Origin of the sequence: Gordonia alkanivorans (assembly GCF_004011905.1) — a bacterium.
In the GTDB taxonomy this organism is placed as follows: domain Bacteria; phylum Actinomycetota; class Actinomycetes; order Mycobacteriales; family Mycobacteriaceae; genus Gordonia; species Gordonia alkanivorans.
The window spans coordinates 4,772,662-4,797,322 of the sequence record NZ_CP027114.1 but is presented as its reverse complement, the minus strand read 5'-3'; the positions used below and the strand labels follow the sequence as shown (position 1 = coordinate 4,797,322).

General features: G+C 66.6%; 22 protein-coding genes and 4 pseudogenes. 14 read left to right on the top strand and 12 right to left on the bottom strand.

Annotation, left to right across the window (positions count from 1 at the left end):
- The first annotated feature begins 2 nt into the window (after window positions 1–2).
- The 3 genes from C5O27_RS21820 to C5O27_RS21810 are packed head-to-tail and all read left to right on the top strand — an operon-like array spanning window position 3 to window position 1,871.
- Entirely contained in the window at window positions 3–446 is a 444-nt protein-coding gene (locus C5O27_RS21820; RefSeq protein WP_006358260.1) for a hypothetical protein, read from the top strand.
- Window positions 443–1,318: a universal stress protein gene (locus C5O27_RS21815; protein WP_127963651.1), complete on the top strand. Its 876-nt coding sequence runs from the start codon at window positions 443–445 to the stop codon at window positions 1,316–1,318. Before C5O27_RS21820 ends, C5O27_RS21815 begins: the two co-directional genes overlap by 4 nt.
- Window positions 1,319–1,331: 13 nt before the next feature.
- The gene (locus C5O27_RS21810; protein WP_127963650.1) at window positions 1,332–1,871 is read left to right on the top strand and encodes a flavodoxin domain-containing protein; all 540 of its coding nucleotides are present in this window, start codon (window positions 1,332–1,334) and stop codon (window positions 1,869–1,871) included.
- Window positions 1,872–1,882: 11 nt separating this feature from the next.
- Here the strand turns inward: C5O27_RS21810 and C5O27_RS21805 are convergent, their stop codons facing one another.
- Complete coding sequence (locus C5O27_RS21805) at window positions 1,883–2,428, bottom strand: hypothetical protein (RefSeq protein WP_230461902.1); 546 nt, start codon at window positions 2,426–2,428, stop codon at window positions 1,883–1,885.
- A 150-nt stretch (window positions 2,429–2,578) separates the two neighbouring features.
- Between C5O27_RS21805 and ppsA the strand changes: the two genes are divergently transcribed.
- Window positions 2,579–4,906, top strand: a complete 2,328-nt coding sequence (gene ppsA / locus C5O27_RS21800; RefSeq protein WP_035753239.1) for a phosphoenolpyruvate synthase — start codon at window positions 2,579–2,581, stop codon at window positions 4,904–4,906.
- 62 nt (window positions 4,907–4,968) lie between these two features.
- Window positions 4,969–5,352 (top strand): hypothetical protein, encoded by a 384-nt coding sequence (locus C5O27_RS21795; protein WP_006358265.1) that lies wholly within the window; start codon window positions 4,969–4,971, stop codon window positions 5,350–5,352.
- 20 nt (window positions 5,353–5,372) lie between these two features.
- On the opposite strand, the gene C5O27_RS21790 is transcribed toward C5O27_RS21795, so the two are convergent.
- The 3 genes and pseudogenes from C5O27_RS21790 to C5O27_RS21780 form a co-directional block, all read right to left on the bottom strand.
- Window positions 5,373–5,933, bottom strand: coding sequence for an Rv1733c family protein (locus C5O27_RS21790; RefSeq protein WP_035753237.1), 561 nt, complete (start codon window positions 5,931–5,933; stop codon window positions 5,373–5,375).
- Window positions 5,911–6,597: pseudogene (locus tag C5O27_RS21785) on the bottom strand (DUF4389 domain-containing protein); the annotation flags it as partial. The gene C5O27_RS21790 and the pseudogene C5O27_RS21785, both read right to left, overlap by 23 nt.
- A gap of 475 nt (window positions 6,598–7,072) precedes the next feature.
- Window positions 7,073–8,440 (bottom strand): IS1380 family transposase, encoded by a 1,368-nt coding sequence (locus tag C5O27_RS21780; protein ID WP_042378977.1) that lies wholly within the window; start codon window positions 8,438–8,440, stop codon window positions 7,073–7,075.
- A 124-nt stretch (window positions 8,441–8,564) separates the two neighbouring features.
- Between C5O27_RS21780 and C5O27_RS21775 the strand changes: the two genes are divergently transcribed.
- Together C5O27_RS21775 and C5O27_RS21770 are read left to right on the top strand one after the other, a co-directional pair.
- The gene (locus tag C5O27_RS21775; RefSeq protein WP_035753231.1) at window positions 8,565–9,302 is read left to right on the top strand and encodes a hypothetical protein; all 738 of its coding nucleotides are present in this window, start codon (window positions 8,565–8,567) and stop codon (window positions 9,300–9,302) included.
- Between the two features lie 40 nt (window positions 9,303–9,342).
- On the top strand, window positions 9,343–10,467 hold the full coding sequence (locus tag C5O27_RS21770) for a DNA polymerase IV (protein WP_127963648.1): 1,125 nt from the start codon (window positions 9,343–9,345) through the stop codon (window positions 10,465–10,467).
- A gap of 4 nt (window positions 10,468–10,471) precedes the next feature.
- Here C5O27_RS21770 and C5O27_RS21765 read toward each other — a convergent pair whose 3' ends face one another.
- Both C5O27_RS21765 and C5O27_RS21760 read right to left on the bottom strand, forming a co-directional pair.
- The gene (locus C5O27_RS21765; RefSeq protein WP_127963647.1) at window positions 10,472–11,662 is read right to left on the bottom strand and encodes an alkaline phosphatase family protein; all 1,191 of its coding nucleotides are present in this window, start codon (window positions 11,660–11,662) and stop codon (window positions 10,472–10,474) included.
- The gene (locus tag C5O27_RS21760; RefSeq protein ID WP_127963646.1) at window positions 11,659–12,519 is read right to left on the bottom strand and encodes a GNAT family N-acetyltransferase; all 861 of its coding nucleotides are present in this window, start codon (window positions 12,517–12,519) and stop codon (window positions 11,659–11,661) included. The genes C5O27_RS21765 and C5O27_RS21760 overlap by 4 nt, the downstream gene beginning before the upstream one ends.
- A gap of 87 nt (window positions 12,520–12,606) precedes the next feature.
- Here C5O27_RS21760 and C5O27_RS21755 point away from each other — a divergent pair, with 87 nt between their 5' ends.
- The 4 genes from C5O27_RS21755 (at window position 12,607) to C5O27_RS21740 (ending at window position 15,368) form a co-directional block, all read left to right on the top strand.
- Window positions 12,607–13,128, top strand: a complete 522-nt coding sequence (locus tag C5O27_RS21755) for a hypothetical protein (RefSeq protein ID WP_006358272.1) — start codon at window positions 12,607–12,609, stop codon at window positions 13,126–13,128.
- 91 nt (window positions 13,129–13,219) lie between these two features.
- The gene (locus C5O27_RS21750; protein WP_127963645.1) at window positions 13,220–13,936 is read left to right on the top strand and encodes a YcnI family copper-binding membrane protein; all 717 of its coding nucleotides are present in this window, start codon (window positions 13,220–13,222) and stop codon (window positions 13,934–13,936) included.
- Entirely contained in the window at window positions 13,929–14,477 is a 549-nt protein-coding gene (locus tag C5O27_RS21745; protein ID WP_006358274.1) for a copper resistance CopC family protein, read from the top strand. The genes C5O27_RS21750 and C5O27_RS21745 overlap by 8 nt, the downstream gene beginning before the upstream one ends.
- Window positions 14,478–14,480: 3 nt before the next feature.
- Window positions 14,481–15,368 carry a copper resistance D family protein gene (locus tag C5O27_RS21740; protein ID WP_127963644.1) on the top strand — a complete coding sequence of 296 codons (888 nt, stop codon included), beginning with the start codon at window positions 14,481–14,483 and terminating at the stop codon, window positions 15,366–15,368.
- Window positions 15,369–15,378: 10 nt separating this feature from the next.
- On the opposite strand, the gene C5O27_RS21735 is transcribed toward C5O27_RS21740, so the two are convergent.
- Complete coding sequence (locus C5O27_RS21735) at window positions 15,379–16,296, bottom strand: alpha/beta fold hydrolase (protein WP_127963643.1); 918 nt, start codon at window positions 16,294–16,296, stop codon at window positions 15,379–15,381.
- Between the two features lie 30 nt (window positions 16,297–16,326).
- On the opposite strand from C5O27_RS21735, the gene C5O27_RS21730 reads away from it, so the two are divergent.
- Window positions 16,327–17,226 (top strand): alpha/beta fold hydrolase, encoded by a 900-nt coding sequence (locus tag C5O27_RS21730; protein ID WP_196222031.1) that lies wholly within the window; start codon window positions 16,327–16,329, stop codon window positions 17,224–17,226.
- Window positions 17,227–17,330: 104 nt separating this feature from the next.
- Here the strand turns inward: C5O27_RS21730 and C5O27_RS21725 are convergent, their stop codons facing one another.
- Complete coding sequence (locus tag C5O27_RS21725; RefSeq protein WP_127963642.1) at window positions 17,331–18,596, bottom strand: HNH endonuclease; 1,266 nt, start codon at window positions 18,594–18,596, stop codon at window positions 17,331–17,333.
- Window positions 18,597–18,892: 296 nt separating this feature from the next.
- Here C5O27_RS21725 and C5O27_RS21720 point away from each other — a divergent pair.
- Window positions 18,893–19,516, top strand: a pseudogene (locus C5O27_RS21720) (helix-turn-helix domain-containing protein); the annotation flags it as partial.
- A 51-nt stretch (window positions 19,517–19,567) separates the two neighbouring features.
- Here C5O27_RS21720 and C5O27_RS21715 read toward each other — a convergent pair.
- Window positions 19,568–20,821 (bottom strand): IS256 family transposase, encoded by a 1,254-nt coding sequence (locus tag C5O27_RS21715; protein WP_127963640.1) that lies wholly within the window; start codon window positions 20,819–20,821, stop codon window positions 19,568–19,570.
- Window positions 20,822–20,958: 137 nt separating this feature from the next.
- Between C5O27_RS21715 and C5O27_RS21705 the strand changes: the two are divergent.
- A pseudogene (locus tag C5O27_RS21705) lies at window positions 20,959–21,255 on the top strand (transposase); the annotation flags it as partial.
- A 61-nt stretch (window positions 21,256–21,316) separates the two neighbouring features.
- On the opposite strand, the gene C5O27_RS21700 reads toward C5O27_RS21705, so the two are convergent.
- From C5O27_RS21700 to C5O27_RS21690, 3 genes and pseudogenes are all read right to left on the bottom strand, one after another.
- Window positions 21,317–22,461, bottom strand: a protein-coding gene (locus C5O27_RS21700; RefSeq protein WP_127963639.1) for an IS3 family transposase whose coding sequence is annotated in 2 segments (ribosomal slippage) — window positions 21,317–22,194 and window positions 22,194–22,461 — 1,146 coding nt in all. Because the reading frame shifts where the segments join, the coding sequence is not laid out codon by codon here.
- An 85-nt stretch (window positions 22,462–22,546) separates the two neighbouring features.
- A pseudogene (locus C5O27_RS21695) lies at window positions 22,547–22,819 on the bottom strand (helix-turn-helix domain-containing protein); the annotation flags it as partial.
- 42 nt (window positions 22,820–22,861) lie between these two features.
- Window positions 22,862–23,953, bottom strand: a complete 1,092-nt coding sequence (locus C5O27_RS21690; RefSeq protein WP_006356718.1) for an IS630 family transposase — start codon at window positions 23,951–23,953, stop codon at window positions 22,862–22,864.
- Window positions 23,954–24,661: the final 708 nt, after the last annotated feature.

The following is a 24,661-nucleotide window of genomic DNA, read 5'->3' as shown; positions in this document are numbered from 1 at the left end:
CCGTGACCACCTCGAAGTCGTTGTCGGACCATCGGGTCGACGCCCGGCGCAGGCAAGTCGGCTACTCGGTGAGTATCGCCGTGAACGCCGTACTGCTGGTGGCCCTTCTCGGTTGGCCGGGTTGGGAGTCGGTTCCGTTCCTCACCGACGACTTCGGCCGCATCATAGGCTGGGTCGTCGCCGCGCTGGTCGCCGGGATCGTCGCCAACGCCATGTACCTCATCGCCGACCCGCCGATCGTCGAGATGATCGGTGAACTCGCCATCGACACGTTCGGGCTCATTGCCCTGGTCCGTCTCTGGCAGGTCTTCCCATTCGACTTCGGCGACTCCGGGATTCCCTGGTCGACGGTCGCGCGCGTCGTGCTCGCCGTGGGTATCGCCGGTACCGCGATCGCGATGGTCGTCGTCATCGTGCAGACCGCTCTACGAAGGAGATCACCATGACCGATTCGACCGCACCGATCGTCGTCGGCGTCGACGGCTCCGACTGTGCACTGATGGCCGTCCGCTGGGCTGCGGCGGCCGCATCCCGCGAAAACCGTCCGCTGCGCGTGCTGTTCGCGGTCGGCATCTTCCCGGGGGCGTACGCGCCGACCGCGATGATGACGTCGGATGTCGTCGTCGAGGCGATGCAGTCCGATGCCCGGCGCGCGGTCGAGGCCGGGACGGCGGTGGCGAAGGAGACGGCCCCCGATGTGCCGGTCGACGGCACGGTCGTCGGCGGCTCGCCGGTGCTCGCGCTCCGGCACGCGTCCGCTCAGGCGCACAGCCTGGTCGTGGGCAGGCGCGGCGTCGGCGGCGTCCGCGGATTGCTGCTCGGTTCCGTGAGCAACGACGCGGCGATCCACGCCGAATGCCCGGTCATCGTCGTCGGCGGCCCAACACCGACCGCCGGGCCCGTGGTGGTCGGCGTCGACGGTTCGCCGACCTCCACCGCCGCGATCGGCCACGCCTTCCGGCAGGCCGACCTGCTGCAGACGTCGCTGCTCGCGGTGCACACGTTCGGCGGCTTCTCGGGCACCGCGTTCTACGGCGACCAGCACCAGATCATCCGGCAGCTCCGGGACGAGGCGGAGGAGCTGCTGGGCGAACAGCTCGCCGGGTACCCGGAGGACTACCCGGACGTCAAGATCGAGCGCCGGGTCGAGATCGGTTCTCCCGCCGATGCTCTCGTCGATGCCGCCGAGACCGCTCAGCTGGTCGTCGTGGGCACACGCGGCCGCGGCGGAATCCGCGGTCTGCTGCTGGGATCGACCAGCCGGGCTGTCCTGCAGGTCGCGCAGTGCCCGGTGATGGTCACCCACACCGCCCCCTGACGCGGAGGTCGTGGTGAGGGCTAAGCGCACCGTGGTCGCCTACGCGAGCGCGAACGGATCGACGGAGGAGATCGCCGACCGGGTCGCCGACGGTCTGCGTGCCGCCGGCGCCACGGTTCATCTGTGCGATCTCACCGCCGCCGGTCCGCCGGACCACACCGCCATCGGTGCCGACCATCTCGTCATCGGCAGCGCGATCCACAACGGCCAGTGGCTCTCCGCGGCGGAGCGCTTCGCCGAGATGGTGGCGAACGAACGCGACGGCCCCGCGTGGGCGTTCTCGGTCTCCTCGGTCGGCGAGACCTCCACCTTCCTGTCACCGCGGGTGGCGCGCTTCCTCCGGCCACGCACTCCGCTGCCGCGAGCGGTCGCGGCAATCGAGGCGAGCGGGACCCTGCGGGATCATCGGAAGTTCGCCGGGGCCATCGCCAAGGGCGACTGGCCGGGCGTCGGCCGGATCGTGTTCCGTCTCATGGGCGGCCATTACGGAGACGCCCGGGATTGGGGCGACGTCGATCACTGGTGTCGGCAGATCGTCGACGACAACCGGTGAGCCGCGGCGGATCACACCGGTTGCCACCACGACCCATCTGAATCACCATGAGCGCCGTCGAGCAGTGATGCGCGCGTGCTCTCGCCGACGACGTGGAAGCGGATGGAGTCCCGGCGGCTCACGACCATCAGCGGCCACCACAGGGCACGCACGTAGTCGACCGCGCTGTCGTAGCCGTCCCACTCGTAGACGCCCCGGTACATGTGCTTGTGGTCGGCCGTCATCCACAGTTTCGACACGAATCCGTCGAATCCGGCGAACAAGACCGTGTTGCAAGCGCTTTCGAGCCGGAACAGTCGATGTGCGACCCGGTTGCCTCCCACCCCGCGCAACTGGAAGGCGACGATGAGGCTGACCGGTTCGGTGACCGGGCCGTTGTCGTGAACGGTCTCCCGGTAGACGGTGGCCTGCGTGCCATCGGCGAAGGCGATGACGCGACCGAGGTTCGCCGACGGCTGATGCAGTCGCCGCTGCCGTAGCGATCGCACGACGTCCACCAGGCATCGTCCGAAGGCGCTCAGCGCCTGCGGCCACGGGAGCGGTTGTGGGGTGGACATCTCATGCACCGTTCTTCCGGTCGGCACCTCCGCGGGGACCCGACACAGCCATTCGACGCCGCGCACGCACCACGACGAAGAGACCTTGGTCATCTCGGTCGTCGCCGTTGGTCACTAGGGCTCGCGCCGCAAGAAGAGAATGGTGAGCGTATGAGGCATGTACTGACCTTCGCGGAGCTGGGACTCGAGCAGATGATGGTGGTCGGCGGCAAAGCGGCCAACCTGGGAGAACTCGTCACGGCCGGACTGCCGGTCCCCGACGGTTTCGCGCTGACCGCCGACGCGTTCGCGGAGTCGATGCGGGACGGCGGGGTGCACGAGGACCTGGTGGCCACCCATCGCGAGGCCCTGTCGGCGGTCGGTGACGATGCCCGGCTCGCCGACCTGAGCCGCCGGATGGCCGAGATGGTCACCAAGGTCGGCATCACCCCGAGGATCGTCGACGAGGTGCTCGCCGCATACCGGAGCCTCGACTCGGATGCCGGCCCGAACGGGTCCGGCGGGAACGGGTCTGGCGGGAACGGGTCTGGCGCCAACGTGGCGGTGCGGTCGTCGGCGGTCGGGGAGGACGGCAAGGATGCGTCGTTCGCGGGTATGAACGCGTCCTTCACCAATGTCGGCTCCGCCGACGAGCTTCTGGGTGCGATCGTGCGGTGCTGGGCGTCGCTGTTCTCGCCGCGGGTCGTCTCCTATCGAGCTGAGAAGGGTCTGTCCTCGGATCCGCTCATGGCGGTGGTGGTGCAGAAGATGGTGTCCTCGGAGGTCGCCGGGATCGTCTTCACCGCCGACCCCGTCACCGGCGACCTCGACCATCTCGTCGTCGAAGCCGTCGAAGGACTCGGCGAGGCGGTGGTGTCCGGTGCGGTCACCCCCGACACCTTCCTGGTCGCGAGGGCGGACTGTTCGGTTCTCGAGACCAGCATGGGCAACCAGGAATTCCGGATCGTGCGGGGCAGCGACGGTCACGACCGCCGCGAGCCGGTGGCGCCCGGGAGGACCACGCCGGTCATCGACCCGACGACCGTCCAGACGATCGCGCGGATGGCGCTGCGAGCCGAACGTCACTACGCGCGCCCGCAGGACATGGAGTGGGCCATCGATCCGCAGCACCGGATCTGGATCGTCCAGTCCCGGCCGATCACCACCGGTGTGGACACCTCGGACGAGTCGTCGAAGCCGGTTCTGCTCCGCGGTCTCGCCGCCGCCCCGGGCATCGCCAGCGGCGAGGTCCGCATCCTGCATTCCCCGCGTGACGGGCACCAGCTCATCGACGGCGAGGTGCTCGTCGCACCGATGACCGACCCCGACTGGTTGCCGACCATCCGCCGCGCCTCGGCCGTGGTCACCGATCGCGGCGGGATCACCTGTCACGCCGCGATCGTCGCCCGCGAGGTCGGCGTCCCGTGCATCGTCGGAACCCGAACGGGCACCAAGGTTCTCACGGCCGGATCGGTGGTGACGGTCGACGGTGGCTCCGGTGAGGTCAGGTCCGGTCGTGTCGCACCGCAGCGGGCCACGGTCACCGAGGTCTCGGCGTCATCGGGGGCGCAGGGGCAGCCGGCGGTGGTGACGGCGACCAAGATCTACGTGAACCTCGGGTCGCCCGAGCACGCCGCCGAGGTCGGCGCGACCGGCGTCGACGGCGTGGGTCTGCTCCGCGCCGAATTCATGCTGACCGAGGCGCTGTCGGGGCGTCATCCGCGTGCGGTCATCGCCGCCGGCGAGACCGAGGCGGCCATCTCGGCCATGGCGGACGCCCTGGGACGCATCGCCGGTCCGTTCGGCACCCGGCCGGTGGTGTACCGGACAACCGACCTGCGCACCAACGAGTTCCGCGGACTCGAGGGCGGGCAGGAGTTCGAACCCGAGGAACGCAACCCGATGATCGGCTTCCGCGGCTGCTATCGGTACGTCTCGGAGCCCGAGGTGTTCCGGCTCGAACTCGCGGCGCTCGCGCGGGCCCGGGAGACGCACCCCAATCTGCACGTGATGCTGCCCTTCGTCCGGACCCGCTGGGAACTCGAACGCTGCCTCGAACTCATCGACGAGAGTCCGCTCGGCCGCCAACGCGGCCTGCATCGCTGGGTGATGGCCGAGGTGCCGTCGGTGATGTACTGGCTCCCCGAATACGTCGAGGCCGGCATCGACGGGGTGTCGATCGGCAGCAACGACCTCACCCAGCTGATCCTCGGCGTCGACCGCGACTCCGAATCCTGCGCCGAACTGTTCGACGGCAGCGACCCGGCCGTCCTCGACGCCATCGCGACGATCATCTCCACCGCCCGCCGCTGCGGGATCACCTCGTCGCTGTGCGGGCAGGCGCCGTCGACCAACCCGGATTTCGCCGAGCGCCTCGTGCGGATGGGGATCACCTCCGTGTCGGTCAATCCCGACGCCATCGCCACGACCCGGCTGCACGTCGCCCGCGCCGAACAGCGACTGCTCGTCGAAGCCGTCCTCGACGCACCCGGACGGTAGGTGTCGGATGTTTGTCTGCCCCACCATCGCGGCGGTCTCGGAGAACGAAGGGAGGATGGCAGATGAGAGCTGTTGAGCGCGCCGCCATTCGTGTCCACATCCTGGGTATCGGCCTGAACGAAGACGCGTCAGACCATCGGATGCTCGACGAACTCCATCGCCGCGGCTACCGCCTCCAGTCGCGCGAGCTCCGGTCGGTTCTGAACGAACTCGTCGGACGCGGGCTCGTCGGTGTCCGAGAGGCATCGGCGGGGTACCCGGGGCGTCGAACCTACGAGACCACCCCGGCCGGCCGGATGTCCTGGGCGGAGGAATGCCGGGCCCTGAGCAAACTCACGCACGAGGTGTTCGGGACCCGCGTACCTCCGCTGCCGCCACAGGTCGGCATCGACGATTCGCAGGCATGGTTGTCGACGCGGGACCTCGAGGACGCCGAAGACGGCTGAGCAGGAGGTTCCGCGGAATCTCACCGGTGGCTGTCGATGTCCAACTCGAGCCACTCGGCCTCCCATCGACGCATCCGGTGCCGGTCGGCGGCCGCCCGGACCAGCAAGACCAGCCCCCACCAGCCCATGGCGGTCAGCATCACGACGCCGAGCCCCGCCATGACGCCCTCGACGACGGCGTCGGTGTGGGTGACCGGCGGGTCCGCGACGCGCTGCTCGTCGTCGAGCCAGATGAGGCGGACCCGGCCGACGCGGTCCTGCCGTTCGGAGTCCACGGCGGCGGTGAGGCGTGCGCCGTCGGGCCGCCGCCAGGCGACGATCGTCGGGCTGTCGTCCTGCTTCGGAGTCGTGATGACGGTGGCGCTCACCGAATGCCGCGGTCCCTGGACCTCGGCGGCGGCTTTGTGTGCCGCGTAGGTGTTGCCGCCGACGGTCAGGGCGGCGAGTAGACCTGCCAGCGCCGACACGCAGAGAGCCAGCAGCACAGTGGTTTCCAGCCGATCCAGCGGCCGGACCAGCCGGTTCGACGAAGCGTGCATCAGCCGCCAGCTGTGCAGTTCACGGGCGAGGAACCGCAACATCGCGGACTCCTGTCGAGGTGGTCGGTTCGTCCCCGCCCTGATCGAGCCGGAAGGGTGGGTACTCGTCACACATCAGCGCCGCATACACCCACACCCGGTACTGCCAGCGATTGATGCCCATCGCGAAGTCGAACAGCCCGCGCGGGTAGGTGCCGGTGAAGAGCAGCGCGACTGCGGCGAAGAACACCACGAAGGCCAGCACGGGCGCGATGGTCACACGGCCGTCGTCGCCTTGTGCCGCGTAGCCGACGGCCGGCGGCCCGCCCAGCCATCCGCCGGCGAGTACCGCGAGGACCAGGTAGTGGGGGATCGCCAGCAACCACCACTTCACCAGCACGAGGCCGCGCGACAATCGCTCGGGATAGACGACGTCGAAGTCGGCGGGATAGTCGGTTCGGCGCAGCGCGAACGGCGGATACCGATCGGTGGCCAACGCGGAGTGCGTGTAAAAGGCGACGCGCCAGTTCCAGCGGATCACACCCACGTTGAAGTCGAACAGTCCGCGCGGATAGCGGCCGGTGAACAAGATCGCGAAGCCGGCCACGACCGTGCCGAAGAAGAACGCGATGTCCAGCACGACCAGGACCAGGAAGTGCGGGATCGCCAGCAACCATTTGAGCAGCCAGAGCCATCGCGACAGCGGTTCGTCGAGATGTCCGGTCAGCGTCACTGCGTGCATCGTCTCGAGTCCTCCCGTCGAAGCCCTCTGATCGAGTGAAACCCGCCGGGCCCGGGAAAGGAAGGGTCTTCGGTGGTGTGTAGAGGGTCGATGTGTCGACCGCGACTGGGTAATAGGGCCCAATACGCATTCGTCGGTGTTCCGGAATGACCGATTCTTCGCATCATCAGTCGTTCGACTCACACTTTTCCGTAATTCCAGCTATGGTGATCGTGCGCTTCGTTAACGGCATCGGAGGGGGTGCTCGGGGCGTAGGGGGTCAACACCGGGGTGGGCAGATTCCACGCCGGAGCATTTGTGGTCTACGTGTGTGGAGGGCTCAGCCTTGATCCACCGACCGCATATGCGGCTGCGCTCCCATCGGGGTGAGGGTCGGGAAGGCGGATGTAGGCGTGACGGTATCGCCGGTCTGCCCGGCTTTTTCACTGGGGTCCTTGGTCGGGGCCGCTGGGGCCGGTGGTCAGTTAGCGGTCGCTGGTGGGCTGGTCGCGGAGGTGAACAGGGCTTGCCAGGCCGAGGCCCAGGGCCAGTCGGTGGGCAGGTGCAGGGTCAGTCGTCGTGCGGAGGAGGCGATGCGGGCGGGGATGTTGATCAGGTGGGTGCCGATGGTGGCCCAGCGGGCACGGGCATGTCGGGGTGAGGCCGCGGCGCCGGCAGCGCGGGCGAGGTTGAAGGCGATGACGGCATGGGCGAGCCAGGCGGCGTTGGCCGCGTATTTCCCTGAGGGCAGATGCGCCAGCGGCCCGTTCTTCAGTTCGGCGATGACCTGCTCGACGATGGCGTGATCGCGGTGATGGGCGTCGGCGTCGATCATCGGCAGGGTCGAGTTGGTGATGAACCCGTGGTGACGGTAGGTGGTGAACAACTCGTCTTGGCCATCGGCGCTGGCCGGGTTGAGGCGTTTGACGCGCCGCACGATCAACCGGCAGGTCACGTGGTCGCGTTTGCGGCGTGAGGTGAAGATCGTGACCGGGGTTTCGGCGACTTCGGCATCGGAAATCCAGCGCTGCTCGGCCTCGTCGTAGACGGCGTTGGTGTACTCGATCGGGGTCCATGCCGCCTCGTCGATGGCGGCGATCGCCGCGGTGATCTGTGGGTTGTGGCGGGCGGTGACCGAGAACCAGATGCCGGCCCGGATGGCGGCGGCGATGAAGGCGTGGCAGTAGTAGGCCGAATCCGCGCGGGCCAGGATCTGTCCGGTCACTCCGGCGGCGCGGGCGGTGTTGGCCGCCAGGGTGAGCAGGCGGCCGGAGCCGGTGTGGGAAGCGACGTTGCCGCGGCGGAGCCGGGCCCGGGCGATCACCGGTGCCGTCGTCGGGGTCGACAGTACGGCGAGCTGGGCGTTGAGGCCACGGACCTTGGAGTAGCCGAACGCAGCCGCCTGTTTGGCGTAGCCGTGGACTTCGCGGATGGTGTCGTCGATATCCAGAAATGCCAGCTCACCGGCCTCACCGAGGAGCGCCGGAACGGTTGCGGTCAGGCCGGCCAGGAGCCGGGTGGCCACGGCGTCGAGTTGCTGGACATGGCCGTGAGTGAACGAGCGCAGGTAGGTGCCCAAGGTCGAGGGTGCCCGTATCCCGGCGAAGAGCCGGTTCATCGCGCCGTGGCGGAGCAGGTCGAGGTCGTCGATGCTGTCGGCGCCGGCGAGCACGCCGGCCACGATGCTGGTCGACTTGAGGACCGGGTTGGGGCACTCCACGCTCAGGTGCCGCTCGCAGAGCTGGTGGAGGCCGGCGGTCTCGGCCAGGCGCATCACCGGGACCAGACCCGCCGCCGACACCAGGTTCGGGTCATCGAAAACTGGGGTGAGAGTGTGAGATGCTTTCATCTGCGAGATGCTCCTGTTTGGGCCGGAATTGTTGTTGTGGTAACTCCAATTCTCCAGCCCACCAGGGGCTCTCGCGTTCTACGACACGCTCAATCCCTCACATCATCGGTGGATCCAGGCTCAGTTGACCAGTACTCTCTCGGCGCGCGCGTCTAAGCGCAGCACCAGGAAATTTCTCGAACCGTCGGCAATCGCCGAAGCCATCGCCATCGAGCAACACATCGTGTTGCCCGGATATCAGGCGCTGACCCACTATTCGTCGACTTTCGGGCTGACCGAACATCTGGTCCGGGAGATCGACGAGGCGGCGCGACGCCATCAGGCGATCATCGCCCAACTGCGGCGGATGCATGCGGATGCGCTTGCCGCGGAAACCATTTCGTCCGCACATCAAGAGGCGATGGCTGCGCTGGGGCTCCTCGAGCCCAGCCGGGCCGAGGCCGTCGGCGTCACCCCGCCGCGGCCGGTGCAGGTGTGCCACATCATCCAGTCATATCCGGGTCGCCTCGGGGATCCCGCCTCGCGGGCGATCGTCTCGCTGGCCTTCCTGGTCGTCGCGGTGCATGCCCTGACCGATCCGATGAACTGCGGAACCGCTTCCCCCGCACTCAATCTGGTGCCGCCACCGCTGCACCGCGACCGTGCGCTGCTCGAGAAGGTGCTCGTCCACGCGGTGGCCGCGCTCGACGAGCCGTCGATCGCGGAACTGACCGGGTTCATCGCCGAGGCCAGTGCGTCGTTCGCCGGCTGGTCGACCGAGACGCAGCGCGGCTTGTCGGTGCTGCGCTACAACCCGCATTCGCTGCGCTCGTCGTGCCGAGGCGTGGGACTCGGCGAGATCGACGTCCGTATCGCTGTCTGACGGCGCCGTCTGATCGCCGGTCCGTGGTTACCCTGACGGGGTGACCACGTCGGTTTCGCAACGCTACCGGTGGCTGTTGCACGTCGACCTCGACCAGTTCCAGGTCTCGGTCGAACGACTGCGCAGTCCGGAGCTCGTCGGTGTCCCGGTCATCGTCGGCGGCAATGGCGACCCGACCGAGGCCCGCAAGGTCGTGACCTGCGCGTCGTATGAAGCGCGGGACGTCGGCGTGCGGGCCGGGATGCCGCTGCGTGCTGCCTACAAGAAGTTGCCTGATGCGGTGTACCTCCCGCTGGACATGGGGGCGTACGACGCCGCATCGGCCGACGTCATGGACGTGCTGCGCGGAACCGGCCACCCCGTCGAGGTGTGGGGCTGGGACGAGGCGTACCTCGGCGTCGGCGTGCGGGGCGCCGAGGTCGAGGAGTTCGACGACGCCGGCATCGTCGACTTCGCCGAACGGGTCCGGCACGAGATCCTCGACCGGTGCGGCCTGATGAGCTGCGTCGGCATCAGCGACAACAAGCAGCGCGCCAAGATGGCCACCGGTTTCGCCAAGCGGCCGCCCGGCGCCACACCCGACGACGGCGTGGGTGCGCCGCGCGTGTTCCTGCTCGACGACCGCAACTGGCTGGACCTGATGGGGGCGAGGCCGACTCGCGACCTGTGGAGCGTGGGACCGAAGACGTCGGCCAAACTCGCCGCCACCGGCGTCGAGACCGTCAACGACCTCATCGCGACACCTCGCGACGATCTGATCGCCACCTTCGGTCCGCACCAGGGCAACTGGCTGTACGTCCTGTGCCGCGGCGGCGGGGATTCGACGATCACCGCCGAACCGTGGCTCGCCCGGTCGCACTCCAAGTCTCGGACCTTCGCCACCGACATCGCGGACCCGTCCGAGATGCGTACCGCGGCCGCCGAACTCTTGCGTGAGCTGCTCGATCAGGTGATCGCCGAGGAACGCCTACCGTTCCGCGTCGCGGTGACCGTCCGGACCACGACCTTCTACACGCGCACCAAGTCCCGGAAACTCCCTGCGCCGAGTCTCGACTTCGACCAGCTCGAAGCGGTGGTCGCCGACCTGCTCACCAAGTTCGACATCGATCACCCGGTCCGTCTCCTCGGCGTGCGCCTCGACCTGGTGACCGACGAGGAGAACTGACTGACTATCCCTGCGCAACCAGCAGTGGCACAAGCTGTTCGGCGGCCGTCCAGGCGCCGTGGTGGCCGATCATCATCGACTCCATCGTCTCGTTCTTCGACCGCGTCAACGTGACCGATTCCCGAGCCACCGCGACCACATCCCCGATCCGATTCGCCACCGCATCGGTCACCTCGCGGCCGAACCAGCCCTCGTCGAGGGTCTGCTCGCGCGAGACGACGTGTGCGGCATCGCCCAGATGCCCCGACCATGCCTTCAGCACGTCGTCGGCAGCACCGGGCGTCGCGTACACATGCCGCGCTCGCGCCTCGCCGGCCACGGCGTCGACACCCTCGAGAAGCCCTGGCGCGGTGTCGATGTCGATGGCGCGGTCGGCAGTGATCATGCCGTGATCGCCGGTGACGAGCAGTGTTGTGCCGGACGGCAACTCCGCGGCGAGCTCGGCCACCAGCTGGTCGACGAGCCGGAGCTTCTCCAGCCACGCCGACGACCCCGGGCCGTGGATGTGTCCCGCCATGTCCAACTCGCTGTAGTAGGCGTAGACGAACCGACGATGGCGACTGTGTCCCTGCACCGCCGCCAGGACGCCGTCGCGCACCCCGTCGGGCGTCACTGCCGGTACGTACTGGCCGGGCGCGCGGAACGCCGCCAGGGTCAGGCCGGACCCGCGGAACTCGCCGGGCATCACGTACGTCACCCGAACACCTTCGTCGGCAAGCGTTTCCAGGCTCCCGGGATGTGTACGCACCAGCGCAGGAGGATAGGTGACCAGCGCCGACGGTCCCTGCGCGTCATCGAGACTCCAGCGCAGCGAGTTCAGCACCCGTCGGGAACCCCGTGTCCGGCAGTCGTCGTCGGGCCGGAAGCTGTAGCCGATGATCCCGTGCACGCCGCAGGGTGCGCCGACCGTCAGACTCAGGATGCTGGTCGCCGTCGTCGCCGGGAATCCCGCACGCAGAGTGGTCGCGGTCAGCTCCCGCAGGGTCGGCGCGAACTCCGCGTACTCCTCGAGCAGCGTCGCGCCCAGTCCGTCGATCAGCAGAACCACCACCGAATCGCCCGGAGGCACAACGAGATCCGCGCTGTCAGAAACGCTCAGGGCGACCGACGCTGCCGGCAGAACGTCGGCGAGAGTGTGCGGGTACCGCCCCCAGTCGGCGGGTGTCAGTTCGTCGGGAGTCAGTTCGCCGCTCACCGCACCCCCGAGCCCGCCGGACCGAACACGTAGTGACCCGACCGCAGAAACCGCACCGACCGTCGGGCATCACCCTCGAGAAGCAACGGCGACATCGCATCCCGCAGCACGATCCGCCACCGCGCCGCGTCGAGCGGATGACTCACCCGCATCGCTTCGACGTCCCGCGGCAACGCCACCACCACTGTCGCGTCGGGGTCCAACCGCTCGTGATGGGCGACCGGACGCGACCGATCGGAATCGTCGATCACCGGCACCGCACCGCCGGCGATCAGCGCCTCGACACTTCCGACGCCGTCCACGCTGCTGGGCAGTTCGTCGTGCAGCGCCCACGACATCAACACCCGATCCGAGTCCACGCCGCCGCCCAACTCATCACCGAGCTCGCCGTAGAAGTCCTCGTAGTAGTGGATGGGCTCGGCGCCCAGCTTGGTGATGTTGAAATACGCATTGCGCGCGACCAGCGGATCGAAGGTCCACGTGATCGTCGTGAGTCCACGTGCCAGCGCCCACTGCCGCTGATGCATCTTCAGCAGGTAACCCACATGGTGGCCGCGGCCGCGTCGGGAGACCCCGGTGATGTGGCTGTGCAGGGCCTCACCGGCCGGTGCCGACAGGAACGCCACGCTTCCACCGGCCAGGTGATCACCGATGAAGGCGCCGGAGACGTAGTTGCCCGAATGCGACAACGCCCGCAGCATGTCGATGCCCACCGGGCGTCTCGTCGGGTCGGGTCGCCAGACGTCGTCGAAGACCCGCATCAGTTCTTCGAGTTCGTCGGGGGAGGACAGCTCGCGAACCTCGACGGAACCGAATCCAGCTGGGCGTGCCTCGACAGGAGCCGGTGAATGCGACATGCCCTCGATTGTTTCACCGCGTCCGGCGGGAGTTGGCCGGGTTGGGCGACTCCGTCCGACCCGGACCCACTCCTTAGGATGGGGGCCATGTCACCCACCGTCCGCACGCCCGACGCGTTCACGCGCGTCGCCGCGGCCGGTGTGGTGCCCACTGTCGCGATCGCCGCGCACGGTGCCGCCGGCGGACATGCGCTCAGCTCGGGCGGTGTGGTTCTCACCGTCGCGATCGGCGTGGCCGCGGCGATGCTCCTGCAGCTGGCGACCCGGGGCCGACGCCTGGTCCCGGCTGCTGCATCGGCCGTCGGCGTCCTGACTGCCGCGCAGGTCGCGAGCCACTGGTCGCTCGCCGCCGACGCCGCGCACGTCACCCACGACGCCCCCGCGCTGCCGATGTTGCTGACGCACTTCGTCGCGATACCGCTCAGCGCGGTACTGATCGTCGTCGGTGCGCAGCTGCTGGCCGTCATCGGGTCGGTCTTCGCGTTCCTCACCCCGCCCGCCGTACTGCGCGTGCCCGGTGCGCGCCCGGTCTTCTGGACTCAACCCGCTGTTGTCGCCGGTCCCGCCGTCGGCGGCACCGGTGTTCGCGGACCTCCGCTCGGACTCTGACGCCGCGCCGCCACACCGGACCCGCGACGGTTCGGTGCTGTCGTGCGCGCGTTACGCATCGAATGTCCGAACTCTTGAGAAAAGAATCCAGATGAAGAAGCTTGTCTCGTCGCGGGCGACGGTCGCCCGCCGTCTCGTCCTTCCCGCCGCCGCTGCCGCCGTCGTCGGCGTCTCCTCCCTCACCGGCGCGGGCGCGGCATCGGCGCATGTCAGCGCCAACGCCCCGACCGTGACCCAGGGCGGGTACGGCGTGGTCAACCTGGTCGTCCCCAACGAGTCCGAGGTGGCGCCGACGACGTCGATCCGGGTCACCCTCCCCGGTCTGAAGTCGGCCCGCCCGGAGGTGATGGCCGGATGGAAGACCGTCGTCACCAAGAAGGACGACCTGGTCACCGAACTCACCTGGACCGCCGAGCCGGGTTCGCCGGGCATCCCCGTCGGACAGTTCGCGCAGTTCAGCTTCGCCGGCGGTCCCTTCCCCGAGCAGGAGACCGTCGAACTGCCGACGCTGCAGACCTACGCCGACGGTGAGAAGGCCGACTGGAACCAGCCGACCCCGGCCGACGGCACCGAGCCCGAGAAGCCCGCACCCATGATCACCATCCCCGTGGGCGAGGCCGGGCACGGCCAGCACCGCGCCGCCCCCGAGACCACCGACGCGGCTGCGTCGCAAACGACGGAGACCGCCCAGGCCGACTCCGCAGCCCGCTGGCTCGGCGGCATCGGACTGGTCGTCGGCGCGCTGGGCACCGTCTTCGGTGTCGCGGCGCTGATGGTGGTCCGACGCAACGGTCGCGGCAATGCGTAAGCGCGTGATGCCGCTGAGCCGGTCCATCCTGCTGACCTTGGCCGCGCTGGCGTGCCTGGGCCTGGTCGGTACCTGGTCGGCGCCCGCCGCCTCGGCGCATTCGCGGCTCGTCTCCTCCGACCCCGCCGACGGTGCGAGGCTGCCCGCCGGTCCGCAGACCGTCACGCTGACCTTCAACGAGGGCATCCAGTCCGCGTATGCGGTGCTCAACGTCGTCGGACCCGATGAGCACTTCTGGCAGTCCGGCGACCCGAAGGTCGACGGCAGCAAGGTGAGCGTCGGCATGGGTGAACTCGGGCCGACCGGCAAGTACACGATCAACTACCGGGTGACCTCCGCCGACGGACACGTCATCAGCGGGCAGCGCAGCTTCGAGCTGACGGTCGCCGGCAACGGCGAACCGGGCCCGCTCGCCGACGCCTCCGCCGATCAGTCCGACGACGGAATCCCGGTGTGGTACTTCATCGTCGGCGCCGTCGTGGTCCTGGTGCTAGGTCTTGGAATCGTGTTCTGGCTGACCCGTCCCAAGACTCGGAGCTGACGCGTGAGGGTCGTGGCCGGTGTGCCGGTCCTGTTCGCCGGACTGCTGGTGAGCTGGTTGCTCGCCCGCCCCGACGGACCCGACACGGTCGCACTGCCCGCGACCCTCGCGCTCGGCGTCTCGGTCGTGGTACTCGGCCTCGGGCTGCTGCCGACGGTCGACGCCGAACCGGCGTCGACCTGGATCGGTGCGCTCGCCGGTGTCTGGGTGGTGGCGACGCTGATCAGCGCCTGGGTGCGTACCGCTGACAGGTCCGGCAAGGACGTGCTCGACGTGAGTGCCGCCGACTTCGGTGAGGTCCTGACCTCCGGTGCCTCTGAGATGGTCGCGCTGGTCACGGGCTTGCTCATCGTCCTGTGGGCGGTACTCGACCTGTTGACCGCAGTCGAGGTTCCGGTTCTGGTGGTCGGAGCGCTCGCAGCGATCGGTGTGCTGGCCACCGCGATCGCCGGTCACGCCGGCAACAACGCCATCGGCCCGTTCCTCGTCGGCGCGCATGCGCTGGCCGCCGCCTGGTGGTGCGGACTGCTCGCCGCGATGGTCCTCTCCGTGCGCGGCCGGTCCGGGTGGGCGCGCAGCCTGCCGGTGTTCTCGCAGCGGGCGCCGTGGGCGGTCGGGGTGATCGCGGTGACCGGCGTGGTCGCCGCACTGACCGAGATCGACGGACTGTCGGCACTGGTCACCACGGGTTACGGGAGGATTCTGGTGGCGAAGGTCGTGATGCTGGCGGCGCTGGTGGGAGTCGCCGCCTGGCATCGACGGCGCTGGGTGCCTGCCGTCGAGCGCCATCGCCAGACCGAGACCGCGTCCATCCGGAACGCCGTCGTCGAACTGATGCTGATGGCCGTCGTGCTGGGTCTGGCCGCCGGATTGTCGGCGACCGCACCCTGACGGACGCGCCCTACTTCAACGCCCGCGACTGATCCCAGATGGCGAGCAGCTCGTCGATGATGTCGGTGGCCATGTGCAGCGTGCTGAGGTGGCTCTCGCCGGGCAGCTCGAACAGCTTGGCGTCGGGGAGCAACGACACCATGTGCTGGCCGTGTGCGTACGGGATGATGTGGTCGTGGTCGCCGTGCCACCAGCGCACGGGCACTCCGACGTCGGAGACGCGGAATCCCCAGTCCTTGGCGAAGACGACGACATCGGCGAACGGTGCCTCCATCGCGCGGCGCCCGCCGTGGAGCAGGTCGTCGAGGAACATGGCCCGGAACTCGGGGCGCGCCAGCAGTTCTCGATCGGCTTGAGGGGAGAAGTGACCGTAGACGGTGATGGCGGGTTCGGCAATCGGTCGTGCGAAGCGGAGTGCGGTGCTCACGATCTGCCCGATCTGCGCCCCCGCGACATCGACCGCCGGCGCCAGGAACGAGCCGAGCTTCATCGCCCCGCCGGGGATGCGGTCGGGTCCGACGGTCGGGGCGACGCCGCCGAGGATGCCCGCGGCGACCACCCGGTCGGGCATCGCGTGCGCCACTCCGAGTGTGTACGGTCCGCCGCCGGAGAGGCCGATGATGGCGAACTCGTCGATGCCGAGTGCTTCGAGTACGGTCTCGAGGTCGGGGGCGAAGGCGGCGATGTTCTCGTACCGGTGCGGCGTCGACGACCCGACGCCCGGCCGGTCCAGCCCGATCAGGCGAACCCCCCGCTCAGCGGCATATCCACGAGCTTCGACGGGGATCTGGCGGCGAGCGCCGGGCGTCCCGTGGAGCCAGATGATGGCCCGTCCGGTAGCTGATCCGTATTCGGCGAACCCGATGCGACGATCACCGTCGGCCACGGCGATCGACCCCTCGATTTTCGGACGGGCGATGTCGATCATGTGACCAGCATCTCACGTAGCGTTGTATGCGTGATCCCCGAGTTTCTCAACGGCACCGCCAGAGCAGTCCGCCATGTCTTCTCGCCCCACCCGGCCACGGACATACCCAGAGGTCAGATGCTCGACCTGCCCGGCCGGGGACGCGCCTTCGTCACCGATTCGGGACCCCGCGACGCCCCGGCGGTGTTCCTGCTCCACTCGGTGCTGACCACCGGCCTGCTGTGCTGGTACCCGACGATCCCGGCGATCAACGACCGTTACCGGGTGATCACCCTCGACGCTCGCTGGCACGGCCGCGGCATCGAGTCCGAGACCTTCGACCTCCGGGACTGCGCCGACGACGTCGTCGCCGTCGCCGACGTCCTGGGCATCGATCGCTTCGTCGCCGCCGGCTTCTCCATGGGCGGCGGCATCGCCCAGCTGACGTGGCGTCGGCACCCCGAGCGGGTGTCGGGACTCGTGCTCTGCTCGACGGGCCCGTTCTTCAGCACCAACGACCCCAAGCACCGGAGGTCGTCGGAACGGACCGGCCGCATCCTGGCGCCGCTGTACCGGATGCTCCCGCGTGTCTCCGAGAAAAGCCTCAACAAGACGACGTCGCACACATCCATCTGGGCGCTGCGGCAGTTCTTCTCGACGCCGCTGTCGCACCTCGGTGAGTTCGGAAACGGTCTGGGGCAGTTCGACTCCCGCAGTTGGCTCCACGAGATCGATGTCCCGACCGCTGTCGTCGTGTCCACCCGCGACCGCGTCGTCGAACCGGAACGCCAGCAATTGCTGCTCGACGGCATCCCCGGGTCGCAGCGTTTCGAGGTCGACGGTGGCCACGCCTGCTGCGTACTCGGTGCGAAGTTCTTCATCCCGCCGTTCACCGAAGCCCTCGACGCGGTGAGCACCCATGCAGCGGTGGAGGGTTCGTCCGCGGGGTGACCGCCGCGCCACGCGGGAGGCCCAGTTTCACTATGGACTTGTCAATGATCGAACGCGGTCCCGGCTGATCACCGGGTGCGGAAGGTGCTGCGCGTGAGTCTGTGTCAGGCGGCGTCGTCGAGTCGCATGGTGCGTCGGTTGTAGGCGGGTAGGGGTCGGCGTCGGGGGTCGATGTCGGCGGGCGGGATCAGCCAGGGGTGGCGGTCGAAGCCGATCATGATGTCCCAGCCGTTGTGGTGGACCCGGGTGTGGCACCGTTGGCAGAGTAGGCAGCCGTTGTCGAGGTCGGTGTCGCCGTCGTCGGACCAGTGTTGGATGTGGTGGACCTGGGTGTGCGAGGGTGGTGCGCCGCAGCTGATGCAGCATCGGTCGCGGATGATGATGGCTTTGCGGATATGTGCTGGGAACAGGCGTCGTTCGCGACCCATCGCCAGGGGCACGGTCTCTCCGTTGATGATGATCTCGGTGATCGTGCCGTCGCAGGACTGTTTCTGCGCGGTGGCCTGGGTGACCGACCCGGTCCAGGGCAGGAAGGCGGGATCACCACCGTCGGCGGGGATGGTCAACAGGGTCTGGGTACGTGGTGCACCGATGCTGTCCTGGGATGCACCTTGTGCTGCTTGGTCGAGGAGGATCTCGAGGGCGTCGACGCGTCGTTGATCGGGGGAGCGTCGGTCGTCGGCGCCGTCGGGCTCGGGACGCGGTACAGAGCGTTCGTCGATCATGGCGATGAACTTCTCGCCGACGGCCTGGGTCACGTTGGCGTGGATCTCGACGCGACTGTCGTCGGTCACGCTGTGTGACAGGGTGTCCAGGGATCGGTCGTCGGACGCGGGAATGCCGCCCTCGTCGTCGGCGATGGTGTTGCCGATGGTCTGGGCATGTTTCTGTATCTCGGTGGGTGTGGCACCGGACAGGGCTTGGGTGAGGAGTTCGGTTTCGTAGACCGTTCGGTCGTCGTCGGAAAGCTTTGTGGGTGACCGTTTCTCGATCGTGGCGATTCCCCGAACGACGGCATCGACGATCTCACCCGAGAGGCGCCCGTCGGCAGCGCACGCCTCGACCTTGCCCAGCGCCCCGAGACTGCCGGCGATACGCACCGAGCGTGTGGCGACCGCGGGTGGGAAACCCATCTCGATCAACAGTCGCTTGGTGGTGGAGCCGTGTCGTTCGGGCACCCCGAGCACATCGAGATTGGCTGTGTGCGAGCCGAGTTGGTGGTCCGCTGCGTTGCGGATCAGTCGGATCCACTCGATCTGGGCGAAAGTCTTTGCGCCGGTTGGGTCGTCGGCGGGTGGGGTGACCTCGGTGAGCTGGTCGAATATAGCTTCGAGCAGCGCCGCGGCGTCGGCCGTGTCGGAGTCGGTCATGACAGCAACCTTCTTCCCTCTCAAGAGGATCTGAATCAGGTGGGGTGGGAACGTCATTGACTACTGCTCGGTCCTACGACTTCGTTGTCTTCATTTCTACATCAGGGGTCTGACAAGATTTTCGATCGGCTTCTTCGTCAGTAGATGGGCTCTTCGAATCGAGACATGACTCCTTTGTACACGAACATACGTGGCACTCTTGACGGTTCTGTGGGTGCCCCCGGTGCGCCTGAAGCGCGCAACGCCCTGTCTCACTTAAGGTTTGGTTTGCGAAGACTAAACCGAGGAGCAGGGCGTTGCGCGCTACCAGACTACTGCAGAAGTTGCTGAAGATCGAGAACCTGGTGGTTCTTGATGTCGGCGTTGAAGACGACGATGACGGCCAGTTGTTGGTCGTCTCGGTCCGTGCGAAACGCGGGCAGGACTCGCGGTGTCCACACTGCCGACGGCGTCGACCAGGCTATGACCGCTCACACCATCCGCGCCGTTGGCGACACCTCGACCTGGGCGGGATGCGCTGCTACCTGCAAGGACACATTGGACGGGTTGACTGCAGCCTGCACGGCGTCGTCACCGAACATGTGCCGTGGGCACGGCCGGCAGCAAAGATGACGCGCCGATTCGACGACACGGTCGCCTGGCTCGCCGCGCACAGTCCATCATCCGCGGTGTGTGAGTACATGAGGGTGTCGTGGCGAACAGTGCAACGCATCATCGCTCGAGTCGTTGCCGATCACACCGGACAGACCGACCGAATGGATGGGTTGCGCAGGATAGGTATCGATGATATCGCCTACCGAAAAGGCCGGCGATATCTGACGGTGATCGTCGACCACGACACCGGCAGGTTGGTGTGGGCGCGTGAGGGTGCAACCAAGAAGACGCTTCGCCAGTTCTTCGACGAGCTCGGCGCCACGCGCGGTCAAGTCCCAAGTAGTGGTGTAACTCGTTTCTGATCCTTCGTCGGGCTTTCAGGCAGGCAGTTCGATCAGCGGGTCGGTAGTGGCCTCCGTTGTTGTGGTGGTGTCGGTGGTCAGGGTCAGTCGGCATCGGTTGAGGACCTCGAGGCCGAGGTATCGGCGGCCTTCGGCCCACTCGTCGGTCTGCTCGGCCAGGACCGCGCCGATGAGTCGGATGATGGCGTCACGGTTGGGGAAGATACCCACAACGTCAGTGCGGCGGCGGATCTCGCGGTTGAGTCGTTCGGTGGGGTTGTTAGACCAGATCTGTCGCCACACGTCATCGGGGAAGCCTGTGAAGGCCAACAGGTCCTCTCGAGCGTCACCGAGATGGTCAGCAACCTTGGGGAGTCTGCCTTCGGTGTATTCCAGGAGTCGGTCGAACTGCTCGTGCACCGCGGTGGCGGTGGGCTGGTCATACACGCTGTGCAGCATCGCTTTGACCGCCGGCCACATGGACTTGGGGCACACCGCCATCAGGTTGGCCGCGTAGTGGGTACGGCACCGTTGCCACACGGCGCCGGGCAGGTTCGCCGCGATCGCCTCGACCAGTCCGGCATGGGCATCAGAGGTCACCAGACGCACCCCGCCCAGCCCGCGGGCGACCAGATCGGCGAAGAAGGTGTTCCAGGAGGCTTTGGTTTCGCTGGTCGCTACTTGCATGCCCAACACCTCGCGGTGGCCATCGCCGTTGACACCGGTGGCCAGCAGGACAACGGCTTTGACGACCTGCTTGTTCTCGCGGACTTTGATCGTCAGGGCATCTGCGGTGACGAAGGTGAACGGCCCGACCTCGTCGAGGCGACGATGGCGGAATGCTGTGACCTGTTCGTCGAGGTCGGTGGCCATGCGTGAGACCTGTGACTTCGACAGTGAGTCGATGCCGAGTGTCTTGACCAGTTTGTCCATCCGGCGGGTCGAGACTCCGGCCAGGTAGCAGTCGGCCACGACGGTGATCAGTGCTGACTCAGCCCGCTTGCGGCGTTCGAGGAGCCACTCGGGAAAGTAGCTGCCCGAACGTAGCTTCGGAATGGCGACGTCGACGGTGCCGACGCGGGTATCCAGTGGCCGGTGGCGGTAGCCGTTGCGGTGGTTGGTGCGCTCTGGTGTGTGTTGGTTCCATTCGGCTCCGCAGACCGCGTCGGCATCGGCCGATAGCAGCGCGTTGATCATGGTTTGCAGCAGCTCACGCATCAGATCTGGTGACGCGTCTGCGAGGGCTTGGCCAAGAAGGCCTGCAGGGTCGACAATGTGGGGTGCGGTCATCGCGATGACTCCTCGAGGATTCTGTGGAAGGTTGACTCGAAGGATCACGCGGTGGCCGCTCTGCATCCGTTAACGACACGACGTCGATAACGAACTCGGCCACCGAGTTACACCACTCTATGGGGCGCTACCCCACGCGCAGTGCACAGCTGACCCATGTGAGCGCCGACGCGGGTCAGTACATCGAAACGGTTGTTGCAGAACGTGCTCCGGATGCCATTCGATGCATGGATCCGTTTCATGTCGTCCAGTGGGCCACCCGCGCCGTGGACCGTTGTCGCAGCCGGGTCCTCAACCGGATCCACGGTCTGTCCAACGACGATCGTAGGAATCTGAGGTGGGCACTGTTGAAGAACCCTGAGAACCTCACCCCAGGTCAACAGCGGACCCGCGAGCTGATCGTCAAACGCGCCAATAGTGAACTCGCTCGCGCGCGTGGCAGGTCCCCGATAACCGGTCCAGTCGGTCCTAGAGCCAGTTCTTACTTGCGGTCGGTCAGTCGATCTCGCAGCCCACGGGGTGGTGCTGGTGGGTGCATCGGGCAGCGTACTCGGCCGGGGTCTTGTAGCCCAGCGCTGAGTGGCGGTGTCGGTGGTTGTGGTCGTCTTTGAAGTCTTCGATGACCACGCGGGCCTCCAACAGGGTGGGCCAGCAGTTGCGGTTCAAACACTCGTCGCGCAACCGGTTGTTGAACGACTCGATGAACCCGTTGTTCCACGGCGTGCCAGGCGGAATGTAGGAGATCCCCACCGACCCTGCACAGAACGTCTGGAGGGCCTCAGAGATGAACTCAGGGCCGTTGTCCATGCGCAGCACCTTCGGTGGGCCACCCCAGATCGCGAAGGTCTTCTTCAACTCCTCGATCAACCGGTCGGCGGCGATCGAGCGATCCACAATGTTGAGCAGCGACATCCGGGTGTGTTCATCGACCATGGACGCGATCTTGATCTTGTGTCCGTCGACAGTGGAGTCGAACTGAAAGTCCAATGCCCACACCACTTTCGGTGCGTCCGCGGTGACAATCGGCACCGACGACTGGCCGGCCCGTTTACGCCGCGGCGCCCGGCGCACCTGCAATCCTTCTTCCTTCCACAGCCGGTGGACCTTCTTCTTGTTCACGGTGTCGCCTTCGTCGAAACGCAGCCAGGCCCACGCCCGACGGAACCCGTGGCGTGGGTTCTGACGGGCGTAGGTTCGTAGCTGCTGGCGCAGGCCAGCATCCGGGTCAGCCGGGGTGTGCGCTTGCGGCAGTTGACGATACGCTGAACGAGCAAGCCCAACAACCTTGCACGCCTTGCGTTCTGACATGTTCATCACGTCTTTGAGCATGTCGATGGCGGCGCGTTTGGCGGTTGGGCTCAGAATTTTCCCTTGGCGATCTCCCGTAGCGCGTCCTTCTCCAACTCGGCATCGGCGAGCAGCCGCTTGAGCCGGCCGTTCTGCTCACGCAGCTCCTTGAGCTCCTTGGCCACGTCACCGTCCATGCCGCCGTACTGGCGGCGCCAGTTGTACAACGTCGCTGCCGACACCTCGAGGTCGGCGGCGATCTCCTCGCCGGTCTTGCCCTGCGCCGCCAACTCGTCAGCCCGGCGCAACTTGCGCACAATGTCCTCTGCCGAGTGGCGCTTGCGTCCTGCCATGATCCTCATCGTCCCTTCTCTGCCCTCAACAGGGCAATCAGGACTCTAAAACAGACCGGACCGGTTCACGGGGGACACGCCAGTCGACGGTGCGAGGTCGCCCAGGCCGGGGTTCGTCGAGCAACCCCTCGCAGCGGTGCTCGACGAACCGGCCTCGCCAGCGCCGCACGGTACTGCGATTGAGGCCGAGTCGTTGTGCCACTTCAGTATTCGAACCGCCATCAGCGGCGGCGAGAACGATTCGTGAGCGCATCGCCAAACCCGAGGCCGTCGTTCGCCGACGCGCCCACCCTTCGAGCTCACGGCGCTCGTCATCAGTCAGAACAATATCCACTGCTCGCGGACCCCGGGTTGCCATTCCCTAGCCTAACAACCGAACGGAAATTAATGACTCAGGACACTAGTGTCCTGAGTCATTAATTCGTGTGCAGTAGTGGGCGATGGAGTCGAGGATTTGATCAGCGGTCTTCACCCACACGTAGGGGCGGGGGTTGTCGTTCCAGGTGTCGATCCACGCTCTGATGTCGGCGTTGAGCGCTCTTACGGTGCGGTGGGTGGAACGTTGGAGCTTCTTGGTGGTCAGTTCAGCGAACCAGCGTTCAACGAGGTTCATCCAGGATGAGCTGGTCGGGGTGAAGTGGACAACAAACCGTGGGTGCGAGGTCAGCCATCGCTTCACTGCGGGTGTCTTGTGGGTAGAGGCGTTGTCCATGACCAGGTGGACGTCGAGCTCGTCGGGCACCTCGGCGTCGATCTTGCGTAGGAATCCGATGAATTCTGTTGCGCGATGGCGTGAGTGAAGCGAGCCGATGACTTTTCCCGACGCTATGTCCAACGCCGCGTACAGGCTGGAGGTGCCGTTGCGCACGTAGTCGTGGCTGGCCCGTTGCGGGGTGCCCGGGAGCATGGGAAAGATCGGCTGGGTGCGATCGAGCGCTTGGATCTGGGTTTTCTCGTCAACGCAGAGCACCAAGGCACGTTCGGGTGGGTTCATGTAGAGCCCGACGACGTCGCGGACCTTCTCGGTAAACAGAGGATCCTTCGACAGCTTCCACGAATCCTGTTTGTGCGGAGCCAATCCGAACGCTCGCCAGACACGCGACACCGTTGACTGCGACATGTCGAGATGCTCAGCCATCGACCGGGTCGACCAGTGTGTCGCATTCTTCGGAGTGGTCTCGAGAGTTGCGGTGATCAGGTCTTTGATCTGCTCGTCGTCGACGGTTCGTGGTCGACCGGGCCTGGGTTCGTCGAGCAACCCATCACAGCGTTGCTCGACGAACCGGCCTCGCCACCGCCGCACGGTACTTCGATTGAGTCCGAGTCGTTGTGCCACTTCGGTATTAGAACCACCCTCGGCGGCGGCGAGAACGATTCGTGATCGCATCGCCAAACCCGAGGCTGTCGTTCGTCGACGCGCCCACCCTTCGAGCTCACGGCGCTCGTCATCGGTCAGAACGATATCCACTGCTCGCGGACCCCGGGTTGCCATTCCCTAGCCTAACAACCGAACGACAATTAATGACTCAGGACACTAGGCCGGCGTTGCCAGTTTGGGCGGCGACCTTGGCACTCGTGTGGACGCATTTTGGCGGGTTGGACCGTGCCATCCCTGGCTGCGTCGGTGTCGCGATAGCTGCCGTTGTGCTTAGTGGACTGTCTTGCGGACAAGAGAAAGTGGCTAGTCTAAAAATCTTGAACACTGAGGTCGGTGGTTAGAAACGCACTATAGTTCGCTGATTAGTGGCTTGATAACTCTCAAAGAAGTGGGCTATTGCAGAATGTTCGTCGAATTTTTCTGTGGCACTCCTCGCTTTAGGTTGGTGCCTGGCGTGATACCTACAACCGTGTGTCGCAGACTATTTGGTTCTCAGGCGCTGTTGATGGCTCGTATCGGTGTCCGGCTAAACTGAAATGGCTAGACAGGGTCCGCGATGGCGAGATTCGCGGCCTGGAGGAAGAAGGAAGCCTGCGAGCGAAGTAATGCGTGCTGTCGTGGGCATTACTCCTGAATGGGTATTCGCCTTGCTTCGGATCTTCCGATACCCGTGCTCGGTTGTCTAAGACTGCGCGTTATGTTGGTGAGGGCTTCCGCCGTTTCGTTGGGCGTCAAAACCGCTCCACCTTGCCGTTTATCTTGCTGGCGCTCAACTTGGGCACTGCCTCGGGCATGGCGTAGGGTGGCCGAGGTTGGAGAAGT

Coding starts and splice junctions, on each gene's coding strand:
- C5O27_RS21725 (WP_127963642.1), bottom strand. CDS start 18,596: ATGACCGACTCCGACACGGCCGACGCCGCGGCGCTGCTCGAAGCTATA.
- C5O27_RS21790 (WP_035753237.1), bottom strand. CDS start 5,933: ATGTTGCGGTTCCTCGCCCGTGAACTGCACAGCTGGCGGCTGATGCAC.
- C5O27_RS21805 (WP_230461902.1), bottom strand. CDS start 2,428: ATGTCCACCCCACAACCGCTCCCGTGGCCGCAGGCGCTGAGCGCCTTC.
- C5O27_RS21795 (WP_006358265.1), top strand. CDS start 4,969: ATGAGAGCTGTTGAGCGCGCCGCCATTCGTGTCCACATCCTGGGTATC.
- C5O27_RS21815 (WP_127963651.1), top strand. CDS start 443: ATGACCGATTCGACCGCACCGATCGTCGTCGGCGTCGACGGCTCCGAC.
- C5O27_RS21735 (WP_127963643.1), bottom strand. CDS start 16,296: ATGATCGACATCGCCCGTCCGAAAATCGAGGGGTCGATCGCCGTGGCC.
- C5O27_RS21780 (WP_042378977.1), bottom strand. CDS start 8,440: ATGAAAGCATCTCACACTCTCACCCCAGTTTTCGATGACCCGAACCTG.
- C5O27_RS21750 (WP_127963645.1), top strand. CDS start 13,220: ATGAAGAAGCTTGTCTCGTCGCGGGCGACGGTCGCCCGCCGTCTCGTC.
- C5O27_RS21760 (WP_127963646.1), bottom strand. CDS start 12,519: ATGTCGCATTCACCGGCTCCTGTCGAGGCACGCCCAGCTGGATTCGGT.
- C5O27_RS21755 (WP_006358272.1), top strand. CDS start 12,607: ATGTCACCCACCGTCCGCACGCCCGACGCGTTCACGCGCGTCGCCGCG.
- C5O27_RS21690 (WP_006356718.1), bottom strand. CDS start 23,953: ATGGCAACCCGGGGTCCGCGAGCAGTGGATATCGTTCTGACCGATGAC.
- C5O27_RS21745 (WP_006358274.1), top strand. CDS start 13,929: ATGCGTAAGCGCGTGATGCCGCTGAGCCGGTCCATCCTGCTGACCTTG.
- C5O27_RS21715 (WP_127963640.1), bottom strand. CDS start 20,821: ATGACCGCACCCCACATTGTCGACCCTGCAGGCCTTCTTGGCCAAGCC.
- ppsA (WP_035753239.1), top strand. CDS start 2,579: ATGAGGCATGTACTGACCTTCGCGGAGCTGGGACTCGAGCAGATGATG.